Raw genomic sequence first — 16,177 nt, 5'->3', positions numbered from 1 at the left:
ATCAGGGGGAGTGGGGGACTCAGTCGGTGGAGTCGAGGAAGTCGCCGACGATCTGGAGGTACAGCTCCTCCTCCTCGACGTGCGGCATATGGCTGGAGTGCTCGAACATGTGCCAGCGCACATCGGGGACGAGGTCGGCGAAGGGCCGGAGTGTGTCGGGCGTGGCCTCGTCGTGGCGGCCGGACACCAGCAGGGTCGGCACGTCGATCAGGTGCAGCCGGTCGACGACCGACCAGTCCTTCATGGTCCCGACGACATGGAACTCGTTCGGCCCGTTCATCGTGTGGTAGACGGTCGGGTCGGCCGCGATGTTGTCCCAGGTCGCCTGGACCTCGGCGGGCACGGGGACCGTACGGCACACATGGCGCTCGTAGAAGACCTGCTCGGCGGCGTGATAGTCGGGGTGGTCGGTGGTCCCGGCCGCCTCGTGGGCGGACAGGGTCTGCTGGACCTCGGGCGGCAGCGCGGAGCGGAGTTCGGCGGCGCCCGCGAGCCAGAGTTCCATGGAGGCGGGGGAGTTGGCGATGACCAGACCGCGAAGTCCGGCCGGGCGGCGCACGGCGTGCTCGGCGGCGAGCATGCCGCCCCACGACTGGCCGAGCAGGTGGTAGCCGTCGGCGAGGTCCAACTTCCGCAGCAGGTTGTCGAGTTCGTCGAGGAAGAGCTGAACGGTCCAGAAGTCGGCGCCCTTGTCGGGCAGATGGGTGGACCGTCCGATGCCGAGCTGGTCGTAGTGCACGACCGGGCGGCCCTGCCGGGCGATGCCGGCGATGCGCAGTGTGTAGTCGTGCCCGGCGCCGGGGCCGCCGTGCAGGACCACCAGCGGTGTCCTGCCGGGTTCGCCGGTGATCCGGTACCAGGTGGACCAGCCGTTGAAGTCGATGGTCCCGGTGTGGTTCGGTTCGGGAATCGCCACTGGAGAGCCTCCGGGGGCAGGCGGAATCAAGCCAGTCCATGTCTTGAATCGCTTGGGCGTCTGTGGATGGCTGACATACTGTTTGGGTAAATGCTCAGTCCACAAGACCTTTTAAGACCTTTTAGCGGTGGCCCGGCAGAAGTAACTGCGCGTTCACGCGCCCGGAATCCGCGATCGACCGGGGAGGACCGCTGACCGTCGCACCGGAGTCACCACAACCACCCGAGCCGCCGGAGAGACCGGGCGCCGTGGACGAGTTCACGCGGGTGCTCGACCGTGCCCTGTCCGGAGGCGGCGCACCCTCGCCCGAACTGCGTCCGGTGCGCGTGGCCTCGGCGGTCGACGAGGTCTCCGACCGGCTGCTCACCGCGATCGCCGTGGGCGACTTCCTGCCGGGGGAGCGGCTGCCTGTCGAACGCGAGCTGATCACCCTGCTGGGGGTGAGCCGGCCCACGGTGCGCGAGGCGATCGGCCGGCTCCAGGCCGTGGGCGTCATCGAGATCCGCCGGGGCCGCAACGGCGGTGCCTTTGTGCGCGACGCCTGGACCGAGTCGTCCGGCGCCGCCGTCCGGCGCACCCTGGTGCCGCGCTGGGCCGAGTTCGAGCAACTCTTCGACCTGCGCGGCCTGGTGGAGGGGATGGTGGCGGCGACGGCGGCCCGACGCCGGCGCCCCGAGGACCTCGTACCCATGCGCGACGCCCTGACGGCCTACCTGTCCGCGAGCGATCCGCGCGAGGAACACGCCGCCGACAGCGCCTTCCACCGCGCGGTCTGCGACGCCACGCACAACCCGCAGATCGCCATGCTCAGCCGGGACCTGCTGGCCCGCGCCAGCCTGGGCTTCCCGGTCGAACCCTGGGGCAAGGGCGAACGCACCCACTTCCACCGCGGCGGCGAGGACCACAAGGCCCTCTACGAGGCAATCGCCTCCGGCGACCCGACCCGAGCGGAGGAAATCGCCCGGGCCCACTTCACAATCAGCGCGGACATGATCCGCGACGTACTGGCGAGGGTCAGGGACGTCGGCCGGTCATGACGATCGGCCCCCGGGACAAGAATCCCGGGGGCCGATCGGTACAGCTCGAACTCCGGTGCGGAACGCGCCCCTTCAGGGGCGCGGGGAACTGCGCGACCAGCCCCCACCGGCCGGCAGCCGACGAACAGTCCTAGCTCAGGGTCGCCAACGTCGAGTTCCAGGTAGCAGAAGGACGCATGACTGTCTTCGCCTTCTCAACGTCAGGCTGGTAGTACCCCCCGATGTCCGCAGGCTTGCCCTGAACGGCGATCAGCTCAGCGACAATCGCGTCCGCGTTGGCGGTGAGCGCCGACGCGAACGAGGCGAACGCCTTCGCCAGCTCCGCGTCATCCGTCTGCGCCGCCAGCTCCTGCGCCCAGTACAGGGACAGGAAGAAGTGGCTGCCCCGGTTGTCGATTCCGCCGACACGGCGGGTCGGCGACTTGTCCTCGTTGAGGAAGGTCGCCGTGGCGCGGTCGAGCGTGTCCGCGAGGACCTGCGCCCGCGCGTTGCCCGTGGTCGTGGCGAGGTGCTCGAAGCTGGCCGCCAGCGCGAAGAACTCGCCCAGGCTGTCCCAGCGCAGGTAGTTCTCCTTGACGAGCTGCTGGACGTGCTTCGGCGCGGAACCGCCGGCGCCCGTCTCGAACAGGCCGCCGCCCGCCATCAGCGGGACGACCGACAGCATCTTGGCGCTGGTGCCCAGCTCCAGGATCGGGAACAGGTCGGTCAGGTAGTCGCGCAGCACGTTGCCGGTGACGGAGATCGTGTTCTCGCCGCGCCGGATGCGCTCCACCGACAGCTTGGTCGCCTCGACCGGCGTCAGGACGCGGATGTCCAGACCCTCGGTGTCGTGCTCCGGCAGGTACGCGTTGACCTTGGCGATCAGGTTGGCGTCGTGCGCGCGGGTCTCGTCCAGCCAGAACACCGCCGGGTCGCCGGTGGCGCGGGCGCGGGTGACGGCCAGCTTCACCCAGTCCTTGATCGGGGCGTCCTTGGTCTGGCAGGCGCGGAAGATGTCACCGGCGGCGACGGGCTGCTCGATGACCACGTTGCCGGCCTGGTCGACGAGGCGGACCGTACCGGCGGCGGGGATCTCGAAGGTCTTGTCGTGGCTGCCGTACTCCTCGGCCTTCTGCGCCATCAGACCGACGTTCGGGACGGAGCCCATGGTCGACGGGTCGTAGGCGCCGTTGGCGCGGCAGTCGTCGATGACGACCTGGTAGACACCGGAGTACGAGGAGTCCGGGAGGACCGCCAGGGTGTCGGCCTCCTGGCCGTCCGGGCCCCACATGTGACCGGAGGTGCGGATCATGGCCGGCATCGACGCGTCGACGATGACGTCCGAGGGCACGTGCAGGTTGGTGATGCCCTTGTCGGAGTCGACCATGGCCAGTTCCGGGCCCTCCGCCAGCTCGGCGTCGAAGGACGCCTTGATCGCGGCGCCCTCGGGCAGCGACTCGAGGCCCTTGTAGATGCCGCCGAGACCGTCGTTCGGGGACAGCCCGGCCGCGGCGAGCGTCTCGCCGTACTGGGCGAACGTCTTCGGGAAGAACGCGCGTACGACGTGGCCGAAGATGATCGGGTCCGAGACCTTCATCATCGTGGCCTTGAGGTGCACGGAGAACAGCACGCCCTCGGCCTTGGCACGGGCGATCTGCGCGGTGAGGAACTCGCGCAGCGCGGCGACGTGCAGGACGGAGGCGTCGACGACCTCGTCCGCGAGGACCGGTACGGACTCGCGCAGGACGGTGGTCGAACCGTCCTCGCCCACCAGCTCAATGCGCAGCGAACCGGCCTCGGAGATCACCGCGGACTTCTCGGTGGAGCGGAAGTCGTTCTCGCCCATCGTCGCCACGTTGGTCTTGGACTCGGGGGTCCAGGCGCCCATGCGGTGCGGGTGGGTCTTGGCGTAGTTCTTCACCGAGGCGGGGGCGCGGCGGTCGGAGTTGCCCTCGCGCAGCACCGGGTTCACGGCGGAACCCTTGATCTTGTCGTAGCGGGCGCGGATGTCGCGCTCCTCGTCCGACTTCGGGTCGTCCGGGTAGTCCGGCAGCGCGTAGCCCTGGCCCTGCAGCTCGGCGATCGCGGCCTTGAGCTGCGGGATCGAGGCCGACACGTTGGGCAGCTTGATGATGTTCGCCTCGGGCGTCTTCGCCAGCTCGCCCAGCTCGGACAGGGCGTCCGCGATGCGCTGGCCCTCCTCCAGGAACTCGGGGAAGACGGCGATGATGCGGCCGGCCAGCGAGATGTCCCGGGTCTCGACGTTCACCCCGGCCTGCGAGGCGTACGCCTGGATGACGGGCAGGAACGAGTGGGTCGCCAGGGCGGGCGCCTCGTCAGTGTGCGTGTAAATGATGGTCGAGTCAGTCACCGGGTGCTCCGCTCCACGTCTGCAACATTGCTCGACATCAAGATATCTCGTGCTCGGGTCTCACTCGACAGGGGTCCGTACGGAACTCGACACCCGCCCTGACAGGACTCGATCAAATTCGGTCCGGACCGATGCAACCGATCGCGCGGATCTCGTGGTCTAGGGGGTAGACCAACACCGGATCGGCGGCGGACCTGACCCCCCGGCGCCCCAGCGAAAGCGAACCATGAGATATCGCACCCGACTGACGGCCCCTGCGGCAGCCCTCCTCGGCACGGCCGCGGCCACCACCCTGGCCCCCTCGGCCCACGCGGCGTCCGGGGGGACGTCCGGCACTGCCACCGCCACGGGGAAGGACGCCGCCGAGCCGGGTGCCGAGACTCTCGGAGACCCCGTCTACCCGAGCCTGGGCAACGACGGCTACCGCGTCGCCTCCTACCACCTCGACCTCGCCTACGACGCCACGACCAAGCTGGTCGACGGCGAGGCGACCCTGCGCATCCGCACCACCCAGGACCTCAGCCGCCTCTCCCTCGACTCCCTCGGCCTCGACATCCGCTCAGTCCGGGTGGCCGGCCGCCCGGCCACGTTCGAGCTGGTCGACGAGAAGCTGCGGATCACGCCCGCCCGTACGCTGCGGGCGGACAGCCGGACGACGATCTGTGTCGAGTACGGCGCCGACCCGCGCCGCGCGCTCACCCACACCGCCTGGGTGCCCACCCCCGACGGCTTCGCGGTGTGCCCGCAGCCCAACTCCGCGCACACCGTCTTCCCGTGCAACGACCACCCGGTCGACAAGGCCGACTTCACGTTCCGGATCACCGTGCCGAACACCCTGCGCGGTGTCGCCAGTGGCACGCTCGTCCGCACGGAGACCCTGGACGGCGACCGGACGGCGTACAGCTACCGCTCGCGCTCGCCGATCGCGACCGAGCTCGTGCAGATCACCGTCGGCGACTACGTGATCAAGGACCGGCAGGGCCCGCACGGGCTGCCGCTGCGGGATGTCGTCCCGGTCGCGCGCGCTGCGGCCCTCGAACCGGCGCTGGCGCTCACCCCGGGCCTGGTGAGCTGGCTCGAGCAGCGGCTCGGCGCCTTCCCGTTCGAGACGTACGGCCTGCTGCCGTGCAACTCCGACGACCCGGCCGCCTTCGACTTCACCGGCCTGGAGACGCAGACCCTCACCCTGTACAAGCCGAACTACCTCCTCCAGGAGGAGAGGTTCATCGGCTCGCACATGATGCACGAGTTGGTCCACTCCTACTTCGGCAACAGCGTCAGCCCCGGCACCTGGGCCGACCTGTGGCTCAACGAGGGCCACGCCGACTTCTACGGGCTGCTCTACCGCTACGAGCGCGGCTGGACCGACTCCCTCGGCCTGACCACGATGGAAGCGCGTATGAAGAACACGTACGCGCGCGGCGACCAGTGGCGCCGCACCTCGGGGCCGGTGGCGGCGCCCAACGAGGCCAACCTCTTCGACAGCCAGCGCTACCTGGGCGGCGTCCTCGTCCTCTACGCGCTGCGCGAGCTGGTCGGCGAGACCACGTTCAACGCGATCGAGCGCACCTTCCTCGACCGCTACCGGAATGCCTCGGCGACGACCGAGAACTACATCTCGGTCGCCTCCGAGATCGCCGGCCAGGATCTCTCCGGCTTCCTGCGGGACTGGCTGTACGGGACGACGACACCGCGGATGCCGGGTCACCCGGACTGGACCGTCACCCCGGTGCCCACGTCACTGGTCGCGCCGAAGAACCGCACGGCCGCCGGTCACCACGACAACTCGGCGACCCTCTGACGCACCCTCAGTCGAGCCGGGCCGAGGTCATCCCGCCCGGCTCGACCTCGATCTCGGCGCCGCGCTGCTGCGGTATCACCACCGCGCCCTGCTGCAGCGCCACCGTGCGGGTGGGCGCCGGGATCCGGATGCCCTCCGCGCGGTAGCGCCTGTGCAGGCGCTTGATGAACTCGTGCTTGATCCGGAACTGGTCGCTGAACTCGCCGACGCCGAGGATGACGGTGAACCCGATCCGGGAGTCACCGAAGGTGTGGAAGCGGACGAGCGGCTCATGGTCCGGAACCGCGCCGGTGATCTCGGTCATCACCTCGGCGACGACCTCGATGGTCACCCGCTCGACGTGCTCCAGGTCGCTGTCGTACGCCACCCCGACCTGGACCAGGATCGTCAACTGCTGCTCGGGGCGCATGAAGTTGGTCATGTTCGACTTGGCGAGCTCCCCGTTGGGGATGACGACCAGGTTGTTGGACAGGGCACGGACGGTCGTCTGCCGCCAGTTGATGTCCTCGACATACCCCTCCTCACCGCTGCTCAGCTTGATGTAGTCACCGGGCTGGACGGTCTTCGAGGCGAGGATGTGGATGCCCGCGAAGAGGTTGGCGAGGGTGTCCTGGAGGGCGAGCGCGACGGCCAGACCGCCGACTCCCAGGGCGGTGAGCATCGGCGCTATGGAGACGCCCAGCGTCTGCAGGACGACCAGGAAGCCCAGGGCCACGATGACGACCCTGATGATGTTGACGAAGATCGTCGCCGATCCGGCGACCGCCGACCGGGACTGGGTGACCGTACGCACCAGGGTGCTGACCACTCTCGCGGTCGTCAGCGTCGTGACCGCGATCAGCAGCACGGTCAGCGTCTGGTTGACGTTGTGGCCGACCGTTTTCGTCAGCGGCAGCGCGGCCGCGGCGGCCGCCGCGCCCGCGGTGAACGCCGACCACGGCACCACCGTGCGCAGCGCGTCCACGATGACGTCGTCCCCGCTCCAGCGGGTGCGGTCCGCGTGCCTGCCCAGCCAACGCATCAGCATGCGCAGCAGGACGGCCGCCAGCAGGCCCACGGCCAGGGCGATGCCCGCCACGACCAGATCGTCCACGGTGAGATCTCGCTTCACCGGTCACCTCCGAGGAGTGGTTCCGCGGCGCCCCGCGCCACCGACGGCCGGATGTGAAGTCTCGTCACTTGCCACCTGTTCGAATGTTCGTCAAGCCTTGAAATGCGCGATCAATGTCCGGACGTCTGTACGGAGTCCGGCGACCACTCATCCTGCCGCATCCGGCCGGCCCCTCGGCACCGAGCAGTGGCAAACCCGCCATTGAGCAGCTCAGACGGGGAGCGCGTCACAGACGTCCGCCGAGTGCACCTCCCATGCGGGGAAGGGGTCCTCGTAGGCCGTGTGCGCCAAGTCGGCTGCGTACGCGGCCAGTTCCTCCTCCGTCAACAGACAGCGGGACAGTGCGAGGCGCAGCGACTGGCGGCGCAGACCGATGCCGATGAACACCAACTCCTGTCCCTGTGCCGGGGATTCGACGTCCGCGGTATCCCCATTGTTTCCGGTGGCGATCGGTTCGAAGCGTGCCACCGAGCCGGCCTGGGACCACAGGCCGGTGGTGCCGGGGCGCGAGGCCAGCGTGAAGAAGCCCTTGGAGCGCAGGACGTGGCCGAAGGCGCCCGTGTCGAGCGGGCCGGTGAGCAGGTCCCAGAGGCGCCCGGGATGGAAGGGGCGAGGGTCGCGCAGCACGAGCGAGGAGATGCCGTACTCCTCCGTCTCCGGCACATGGTCGCCGTTCAACTCGGCCACCCAGCCGGGGGCTTGCTCGGCCTTCTCCAGATCGAACAGTCCGGTGCCGAGGAGTTCGGCGGGGTCGATCACGCCTCGGACCGTACGGCGTACCCGGGCGGCCGGGTTGAGGCGCCGCAGGGTCGCCTCCAGACGGTCGGCGGCCTCCTCGGTGACCAGGTCCGTCTTGTTGAGGAGGATGACGTCGGCGAACTCGATCTGGTCGACGAGGAGATCGCTCACCGTGCGTTCGTCGCCCTCGACCGGGGTGATGCCGCGCTCCAGCAGATCGTCGCCCCGGTCCAGTTCGGGCAGGAAGTTCACCGCGTCCACGACGGTCACCATGGTGTCGAGGCGGGAGATGTCGAGGAGGCTCGCGCCGTCGTCGCGGGCGAAGGCGAAGGTGGCCGCGACCGGCATGGGTTCCGAGATGCCCGACGACTCGATGAGCAGATAGTCGAAGCGGCCCGCGCGGGCCAGCTTCTCGACCTCCTCGAGGAGGTCGTCGCGCAGCGTGCAGCAGATGCAGCCGTTGGTCATCTCCACCAGCCGCTCCTCCGTACGGGAGAGGGCGCCGCCGTCCCGGACGAGGGACGCGTCGATGTTGATCTCGCTCATGTCGTTCACGATGACCGCGACCCTGAGGCCCTGACGGTTGCCGAGAACGTGGTTGAGCAGCGTCGTCTTTCCGGCGCCGAGGAAACCGGAGAGCACGGTCACGGGCAGGCGGGGGTCAGTGGAAGTGGTGGTAGTGGTGGGCATGCGTCCGCACGCTAGCTTATTGGAAACGATTTTCACAAACGGCTTCGGAGGTGCCGTCCCGGGGGCAGACCTCAGATCACCTTGAACCGCACCAGCGCCCCCAGCGTCAACGCCCCCGGCAGCAGCGGCACCCACACGGTGATGATCCGGAACGCGAGCACCACCGCCGTGGCGACGGCCACCGGCCCGCCCACCGCCACCAGGGCCACGATCAGCGCCGCCTCCACGGAACCGATACCGCCGGGCGTCGGGATCAGCGCGACGGCGACCGTCGCCGCGAGATACGCGAGCGCCATGTGCCAGGGCGGCACCGGCAGCCCCAGCGCCGTCCCCACCGCGACCAGCCCGGCGGCCTGCAGCGCCGGGAACGCCAGCGAACCGCCCCACAACGCCAGCGCCCGGGCCGGCCGCGTGTGCACCGAACGAGCCTCCCCGAGCGCCGCGCGCAGGAAGGAGAGGACGGCCGTACGCAGCCGCCGTACGCATACCAGGGCGACCGTCGCCGCCGACAGCACCGCGCACACGCCGATGACCAGCGGGCCGAGAGCCGTGGCCGGAACAACGCTTCCGAGCCGCAGCGCGTGCGGGAACGCGATCAGCAGCGCCGCCAGCAGGCCCAGCCTGCCGACGGCCTCCGCGAGCATGTACAGGGCCAGGGCGGCCGAGGAGCGGGCCAACGGCAGACCGCACACCGTCAGAAAGCGCAGATTGACCGCGCCCGCGCCGAGCCCCGTCGGCAGCAGATGGTTGGCCGAGCCCGCCGCGAACTGGGTGGCGAGCAGCCGCAGCCCGGGCAACCGCTCGACGACCGCCCCCTGCCTGCTGACGGCGGCGGCCACCCAGGTCAGACAGGTCGCCCCGGCCGCGGCCAGCAACCAGGGCCACCTGGCCGACGCGAGATGGCCGAAACCCTCGGCGAGCACCTGCCGGTGGCGCACCGCGACCACGGCGACCAGGAGAAGCGGGAGCAGGCACAGGACCTGCCGCACCGGGACACGTCGGCGCCGGGCCGGGGAAAGGAGAAGCGCTGTCACAACCGGAGAGGTTCTCCGCACCGCACCAACACCGGGTTGCGGGCGCACGGCCACCGGCCGACACACCGGGCAACGGCCGACGAGCCGGCGACGGCACGAGGGCCGCCGTGGAGCCACCCGTGATTCCCGTCCTTGACCTCAAGGTCGCTTGAGGTCGTACGGTCGGTGCCATGAGTATGGAGACCACAGCCTGGATGCAGCTGCACAGCGTCATGAACGCACAGCAGGAACGGCGCCCCTTCGACCGGGCGACCCTGCGCCGTATCGCGGAGTTCGCGCGCCCGCACCGCCGCCGCATCATCCGGTTCGTCGTGCTGAGCGTGCTCACCGCACTGCTCGCCGTCGCGACGCCCGTCCTCGCGGGCCGCGTCGTCGACGCGATCGTCTCGGGCGGCGACGAGAGCACAGTCGTCCGGCTCGCCCTGCTCATCGCGGTCATCGCCGTCGCCGAGGCCGTCCTCGGGATCGTCGGCCGCTGGCTCTCGGCGACGCTCGGGGAAGGACTCATCCTCGATCTGCGGACGGCCGTGTTCGACCATGTGCAGCGCATGCCGGTCGCCTTCTTCACCCGGACCCGCACCGGAGCCCTCGTCTCCCGGCTCAACAACGACGTCATCGGCGCGCAGCGCGCGTTCAGCAACACCCTGTCCGGCGTGGTGAGCAACCTGGTCACCCTGGTCCTCACCCTCGTCGTGATGCTCACCCTGTCCTGGCAGATCACCCTGCTCGCCCTGGTGCTGCTGCCGGTGTTCGTCGTCCCGGCCCGGCGGATGGGCAGCCGGATGGCCAGACTCCAGCGCGAGGCCGCCGACCTCAACGCGTCGATGGGCACCCGGATGACCGAGCGCTTCTCGGCTCCCGGCGCCACCCTCGTCAAGCTCTTCGGGCGGCCCGACGAGGAGTCCGTCCAGTTCGCGGCCCGCGCCCGCCGGGTCCGGGACATCGGCGTACGGACGGCACTCGCGCAGTCGGTCTTCATCACCGCCCTCACCCTGGTGTCGGCCCTCGCGCTCGCCCTCGTGTACGGGCTCGGCGGCTGGTTCGCGCTGCGCGGCACCCTGGAACCGGGCGCGGTCGTCGCGCTCGCCCTGCTCCTGACCCGCATGTACGCGCCGCTCACGTCGCTCGCGGGGGCGCGCGTCGAAGTCATGAGCGCCCTGGTGAGCTTCGAGCGTGTCTTCGAGGTGCTCGACCTGAAGCCCCTCATCGAGGAGAAGCCGGACGCCCGCGAGGCCCCCGAGGGCCCGGTCGCCGTGGAGTTCGACAACGTCCGCTTCGCCTACCCCGCCGCCGACCGCGTCTCCCTCGCCTCCCTGGAGGAGGTGGCCGCCCTGGACACCCGAGGCGGCACGGAGGTCCTGCACGGAGTCAGCTTCCGCGCCGAACCCGGTCAGACCATCGCCCTGGTCGGCTCCTCCGGCGCCGGAAAGTCGACCATCGGACAACTCCTGCCCCGTCTGTACGACACCGACGAGGGCGCCGTACGCATCGGCGGCGTCGACGTCCGCGACCTGAGCGCCGCCTCCCTGCGCGCCACTCTCGGCATGGTCACCCAGGACGGTCACCTCTTCCACGACACCGTGCGCGCCAACCTGCTGCTGGCCCGCCCCACGGCGACGGACGACGAACTGTGGGCCGCCCTGACCCGCGCCCGCCTCGACGAACTGGTCCGCGACCTGCCCGACGGCCTGGACACGGTGGTCGGCGAACGCGGCTACCGCCTCTCCGGCGGCGAACGCCAGCGCATGACCATCGCCCGGCTGCTGCTGGCCCGGCAGCGCGTCGTCGTCCTCGACGAGGCGACCGCCCACCTGGACAACACCTCGGAGGCGGCGGTCCAGGAGGCGTTGGCGGAGGCCCTCGCGGACCGCACCGCCGTCGTGATCGCCCACCGGCTGTCCACGGTCCGCGCGGCCGACCTGATCCTCGTGGTGGAGGCGGGCCGGATCCTGGAACGCGGCACGCACGACGAACTGCTGGCCCTGGACGGGCGGTACGCGCAGCTGTACCGGACCCAGTTCGCCGACCGGTCCGGCGAGCAGCCGGCGGAGGCCGACGGGTCGGGGGAGGACGCGGCGGAGAGCGCCGTACTGCCGGTGCGATAGGCCGGTCCCGGCAGTGGCACGGCGAGGCCGGTCCCCGGCCTTCCGTGTACTGCCGTTTCGGACGCTTCTCAGACCTCCAGCAGGTCCCGCGTCCGCACCGGCAGGCCGGTCTCGAAGGAGCGGTTCGCGGCCAGGCCCGTGACCAGGGAGCGGGCGCCGTCGGCCGCGCCCGCCGCGCGGTGCAGGGGGTCAGGCGCCGGGGTGCCGATGACGTCCTCCAGCATGCGCGCGTCGCCGCCCCCGTGTCCGCCCTCGCCGGTGGCGACCTCGATCTCGCGCGGCCGCTCCCAGAAGCGCCGCAGCGTCAGTCGGTACGGCCGGCGGTGTCGTCCACCGCCGTGCCGTGCGGCACGGGACCGGCGGTGTTCGCCGGCGCCCCGGGGCGGGTCCACGTCGACTCCTCCACCAGCAGCTCCAGCCGCCCTTCGCTGCCGTTGAAGGCGATCCGGTATCCCTCCCAGGGCGCGTAGGCGGTCAGGTGGTACGTCAGGGTCGCGCCGTTCGCGTACCGCACCAGGACCGCCATGTCGTCCTCGATGGTCACGCCGGGCCCGAAGACGTTCTGGTCGCGGTGATAGCCGTCCTGCGACTCCGCGTCCAGGTACAGCGCGCTGAGCACGGGCGAGTCCGCGAGATGTACGGCGAAGGGGTCGTCCCGGGCGGCGGGGGAACTCCCGTACGGCCGAATGCACCGGGTTTTGACATGCTCCTCGGGCTGAAGTGAAGCTCGAGGATTCTGGCCGTCCCTGACGGTTGCTGTGCTGCTACGCAGCACAGGTTCGGGTGGGGATTCCGTGGCTTCCTGTTTCTTCGCGCTGTGCCGGGACATGTCCCGGTCTTACTGGCGCTCCGCAACAGGCGGGGCAGGTCCATTCCCGTACGTGCAGGGGTTTGGGCCCGTCCTGGTGCCCGCAGGTGGAGCACACCTGGCTGGTGGGCTCGAACCGGCCGATCTTGACGAACGTCCGGCCGTACCTTTTCGCCTTGTATTCGAGCATGCCAACGAACTGTGCCCAGCCAGCGTCGTGCACGCTCTTGGCCAGCCTCGTGCGTGCGAGTCCGGATACCGCCAGGTCCTCCACCGCGACGGCTTGGTTATCGCGGATCAACTGGGTGGAGAGCTGGTGGTGGAACTCTTTGCGCGCGTCCGCCACAGCGGTGTGCGCGCGGGCGACCTTCGAGCGGGCCTTCTCCCGGTTATTCGATCCCTTCCGCTTGCGGGACAGTTCCCGCTGCGACTTCTTCAGCTTCTTTTCCGCTCGGCGCAGAAACCGTGGGCTGTCGATCTTCGTGCCGTCGGAGAGGACGGCAATGGGGGTACCCCCTCTGGGGGAGCGTGAGGCCCAGGTCGATACCGACCGCGGCCCCAGCGTCCGGCTCCGTCCAGCGGGCCCGCTCCACCTCAGTATCGGTGTCGATGACGAAGCTCGCGAAGTAACGGCCCGCCGCATCCACGATCACCGTCACACTCGACGGCACGACCGGCAGGACCCGCGACCACCTCACCTTCACCTCACCGATCTTCGGCAACGCCAGCCGCCCGCCGTCGGTGATCTTCCAGCGGGCGTTCGCGGTGAACCGGATCGCCTGCCGACGGTCCTTGCGCGACCTGAAACGCGGCGCACCCACCTTTCGGCCCTTGCGCTCCCCCTTCAGCGAGGCGAAGAAGTTCCGGTACGCGGCCTCCACATCCCGCAACGCCTGCTGCAGAACAACCGCCGAGACCTCACCCAGCCAGGAACGCTCGGGAGTGTTCTTGGCACGGGTGATCAACTGCTGGGACAGGACGGCAGCCTTCGGGTAGGGCAACTCGGCGGCGTGGGCGTCCTGGCGGGCGCGCACCGCGTCGTTGAACACGACACGCGCGCACCCGAACGCCTTGGCCAACGCAGCGCGTTGACCAGGCTCCGGGTACAACCGGAAGGCATACCGAAGCTGCATTCGCCGATCGTACGAACACGCGACATCCCCTGTCGCCGGGAACACCCGTTCCCCACCTCACCCCCGTGCGACCGCACTGTCCGGCTCTACCGGAACGACATGGCGACGCTCCGCGCCGCCATCACGAGATTCGCCTCACCACCGGTTGAAACCCGATGCACTGCGAATGCAACGTCGAAGGACATGCTTGTCTCCGTTCGCTGGGGGCGTCGTCCCGTATGCCTGGGGCATCACCGGCCACTGCGGTTGGTGTTGACGCAGTGGGCCGTACGTTGATCCCTGACCGGCCGGGCCGGCCCGGGCCGCCCCCGGCACCGGACTGCGTTTCCGTCAGCTCTCCGGGGTCTGCTGGAGTTTGGCAAGGGTCAGCACGTTGCCGCCGATGCCCCAGCCGCCGTCGGCGACCTCCTCGACCAGGACGAGGGTGGTGGCGCGGGCGCGTTCGCCGTACACGTCGACGTAGAGCTCGGTGGCGCGGGTGATGATCTGTTCCTTCTGCTCCTCGGTGAGGGTGCCTGCGGGGACCTTGAAGTTCGCGAACGGCATTTCGGTTCTCTCTCTGTGCGTGTGGTGCCGAAGGGAATGCTGAGGGGATTGCTGAAGGGATTGCTGAAGGGACGAGGCCGACCGGTCAGACGATGCCGCCGTTGGCGCGGACGACCTGGCCGTTGATCCAGTGACCGGCCGGGGACACCAGGAAGGCGACCGTCTCGGCGATGTCGTCAGGGGTGCCGAGCCGTTCCAGCGGCGGCTGGGCCGCCAGCCGGGCCACCGTCTCCTCGTCCTTGCCGTCGAGGAACAGGTCGGTGGCCGTGGGACCGGGCGCGACGGCATTGACGGTCACGTCCCGGCCGCGCAGTTCGCGAGCCAGGATGAGTGTCACGGCCTCCACCGCGCCCTTGCTCGCGCTGTAGGCGCCGTAACCCGGGAAGGCCAGGCCCACCACGGACGTGGAGAACGTGACGATCGCCCCGCCCCGGCGCACCGTACGGGCGGCCTGCTGGGCGACGACGAAGGTGCCGCGGATGTTGGTGCGGTGCAGCGCGTCCAGTTCCGTCATGTCCAGGTCGGCGATGAGCGCCGTATGGGCGCGGCCGGCCGCGTGGACGACGACGTCGACACCGCCGTACTCGGACGCGGCGACGGCGAACAGTTCGGCCACCGCCTGCTCGTCGGCGACATCGGCGCGTACGGCGACGGCCCGGCCGCCCGAGGCGATGACCTCCTCGACGGCCGACTCGGCGAGGTCCTTGCTGCCCGCGTAGCCGACCACCACCGCGAATCCGTCGGCGGCCAGCCGGTGCACGGTCCGGCGCCCGATTCCCCGGGAGCCGCCGGTGACGACGGCGACGCGCGGACGGTCGGGGTCGGGGGCGAGGCCGGACGCGGTGTCACTGGCCAGGACATTCGAACTTGGCATGGAGAACTCCGGTGCAGGAAGGAAGGGCCGGCGGGGGCTGCGGATCGAAACCCTCAGCTCGGCCGCCGTCCACACCACAGTCGCCCGGTCGGCGAGGCGCAGCCAGGGCTGCGCCCACCCTGGGGTTGGCGTCCCCTGGCTGCGCCTCCTCGGCGCAAGTGATGATGGGAAGGTGAACCTTCCTGAGCTCGCCGCGTTCCTGAGGTCCCGGCGCGACCGCGTGCGGCCCTCCGACGTCGGACTGCCCACCGGACCCCGCCGCCGGGTCCCGGGCCTGCGCCGCGAGGAGGTCGCCCAGCTGGCCGGACTGTCGGCGGACTACTACACCGAGCTCGAACGCGGAGGCGACGTCCAGCCCTCGTCACAGGTGCTGGCCGCGCTGGCACGGGCGCTACGGCTGGGCGGCGACGAACGCGACCACCTGTTTCACCTCGCCGACCGGCCCGTCCCCTCGGCGGCCCACAGCCCGAACGCCCACGCCCAGCCGGCCCTCCTCGGCCTGCTCGACCGGCTCACCAGGACACCCGCGCAGATCATCACCGACCTCCACGAGACCCTCGTACAGAACGAGCTCGCCGCCGCCCTGGTGGGCCGTGCCCCCGAGCGGCGCGGTGTCGCGGCGAGCTTCGTGTACCGGTGGTTCACCGACCCCGCCTCCCGGGAGATCTATCCCGCCGACGACCACCCGCAGCACTCCCGGGCCTTCGTCGCCGACCTCCAGGCCGTCGCCGCCCGGCGCGGCCGTGATACGGAGGTCGCCGCGGTGGTGGCCGAACTACGGCGCCGCAGCGAGGAGTTCGCCGCCCTGTGGGACACGCGCGACGTCGCCCTGCGGCGGACCGACCACAAGCGCATCGTCCATCCCACGCTGGGCGTCGTCGAACTCGACTGCCACACCCTGTTCAGCGAGGACGGACGCCAGCGACTGCTGTGGTTCAGCGCCCCGCCCGGCACGGAAGGCGCCGCCCAGCTGGAACTGCTCTCGGTCATCGGCACCCAGGACATGTCCACGGACGAGAGCACGCATCGCTGAG

General features: G+C 70.2%; 13 protein-coding genes and 1 pseudogene. 4 read left to right on the top strand and 10 right to left on the bottom strand.

From position 1 onward, the window contains the following. Positions 1-19 precede the first annotated feature (19 nt). Positions 20-916, bottom strand: coding sequence for a proline iminopeptidase-family hydrolase (locus ABZ855_RS06205; RefSeq protein WP_360801713.1), 897 nt, complete (start codon positions 914-916; stop codon positions 20-22). Between the two features lie 248 nt (positions 917-1,164). On the opposite strand from ABZ855_RS06205, the gene ABZ855_RS06200 reads away from it, so the two are divergent. Further along, on the top strand, positions 1,165-1,953 hold the full coding sequence (locus ABZ855_RS06200; RefSeq protein WP_360801710.1) for an FCD domain-containing protein: 789 nt from the start codon (positions 1,165-1,167) through the stop codon (positions 1,951-1,953). A gap of 130 nt (positions 1,954-2,083) precedes the next feature. Here ABZ855_RS06200 and ABZ855_RS06195 read toward each other — a convergent pair whose 3' ends face one another. Continuing rightward, entirely contained in the window at positions 2,084-4,303 is a 2,220-nt protein-coding gene (locus ABZ855_RS06195; protein ID WP_360801707.1) for an NADP-dependent isocitrate dehydrogenase, read from the bottom strand. Positions 4,304-4,529: 226 nt separating this feature from the next. Here ABZ855_RS06195 and ABZ855_RS06190 point away from each other — a divergent pair, with 226 nt between their 5' ends. Further along, positions 4,530-6,104 carry a M1 family metallopeptidase gene (locus ABZ855_RS06190; RefSeq protein ID WP_360801704.1) on the top strand — a complete coding sequence of 525 codons (1,575 nt, stop codon included), beginning with the start codon at positions 4,530-4,532 and terminating at the stop codon, positions 6,102-6,104. A 7-nt stretch (positions 6,105-6,111) separates the two neighbouring features. Here the strand turns inward: ABZ855_RS06190 and ABZ855_RS06185 are convergent, their stop codons facing one another. The 3 genes from ABZ855_RS06185 to ABZ855_RS06175 form a co-directional block, all read right to left on the bottom strand. Continuing rightward, entirely contained in the window at positions 6,112-7,215 is a 1,104-nt protein-coding gene (locus ABZ855_RS06185; RefSeq protein ID WP_360801701.1) for a mechanosensitive ion channel family protein, read from the bottom strand. Between the two features lie 210 nt (positions 7,216-7,425). Next, the gene (locus ABZ855_RS06180; RefSeq protein ID WP_360801698.1) at positions 7,426-8,643 is read right to left on the bottom strand and encodes a GTP-binding protein; all 1,218 of its coding nucleotides are present in this window, start codon (positions 8,641-8,643) and stop codon (positions 7,426-7,428) included. Positions 8,644-8,714: 71 nt separating this feature from the next. After that, positions 8,715-9,677, bottom strand: a complete 963-nt coding sequence (locus ABZ855_RS06175) for a lysylphosphatidylglycerol synthase transmembrane domain-containing protein (RefSeq protein ID WP_360801695.1) — start codon at positions 9,675-9,677, stop codon at positions 8,715-8,717. A 176-nt stretch (positions 9,678-9,853) separates the two neighbouring features. Between ABZ855_RS06175 and ABZ855_RS06170 the strand changes: the two genes are divergently transcribed. Continuing rightward, positions 9,854-11,782 carry an ABC transporter ATP-binding protein gene (locus ABZ855_RS06170; RefSeq protein ID WP_360801881.1) on the top strand — a complete coding sequence of 643 codons (1,929 nt, stop codon included), beginning with the start codon at positions 9,854-9,856 and terminating at the stop codon, positions 11,780-11,782. Between the two features lie 68 nt (positions 11,783-11,850). Here ABZ855_RS06170 and ABZ855_RS06165 read toward each other — a convergent pair whose 3' ends face one another. The 5 genes and pseudogenes from ABZ855_RS06165 to ABZ855_RS06145 form a co-directional block, all read right to left on the bottom strand. After that, positions 11,851-12,174 (bottom strand): hypothetical protein, encoded by a 324-nt coding sequence (locus tag ABZ855_RS06165; RefSeq protein ID WP_360801692.1) that lies wholly within the window; start codon positions 12,172-12,174, stop codon positions 11,851-11,853. Beyond that, positions 12,087-12,401 carry a hypothetical protein gene (locus ABZ855_RS06160; protein ID WP_360801689.1) on the bottom strand — a complete coding sequence of 105 codons (315 nt, stop codon included), beginning with the start codon at positions 12,399-12,401 and terminating at the stop codon, positions 12,087-12,089. Before ABZ855_RS06160 ends, ABZ855_RS06165 begins: the two co-directional genes overlap by 88 nt. A 145-nt stretch (positions 12,402-12,546) precedes the next feature. After that, a pseudogene (locus ABZ855_RS06155) lies at positions 12,547-13,723 on the bottom strand (RNA-guided endonuclease TnpB family protein). Between the two features lie 330 nt (positions 13,724-14,053). After that, complete coding sequence (locus ABZ855_RS06150) at positions 14,054-14,269, bottom strand: 4-oxalocrotonate tautomerase family protein (RefSeq protein ID WP_360801686.1); 216 nt, start codon at positions 14,267-14,269, stop codon at positions 14,054-14,056. 85 nt (positions 14,270-14,354) lie between these two features. Beyond that, the gene (locus ABZ855_RS06145; protein WP_360801683.1) at positions 14,355-15,143 is read right to left on the bottom strand and encodes an SDR family oxidoreductase; all 789 of its coding nucleotides are present in this window, start codon (positions 15,141-15,143) and stop codon (positions 14,355-14,357) included. Positions 15,144-15,315: 172 nt separating this feature from the next. Between ABZ855_RS06145 and ABZ855_RS06140 the strand changes: the two genes are divergently transcribed. After that, positions 15,316-16,176, top strand: coding sequence for a helix-turn-helix transcriptional regulator (locus ABZ855_RS06140; protein WP_360801680.1), 861 nt, complete (start codon positions 15,316-15,318; stop codon positions 16,174-16,176). The last annotated feature ends 1 nt before the right edge of the window (position 16,177 follow it).

It is taken from the genome of Streptomyces sp. NPDC047042, assembly GCF_040644035.1.
GTDB lineage: Bacteria > Actinomycetota > Actinomycetes > Streptomycetales > Streptomycetaceae > Streptomyces.
The sequence above is the reverse complement of the archived record's forward strand: the minus strand, read 5'-3'. Positions and strand labels throughout refer to the sequence as shown.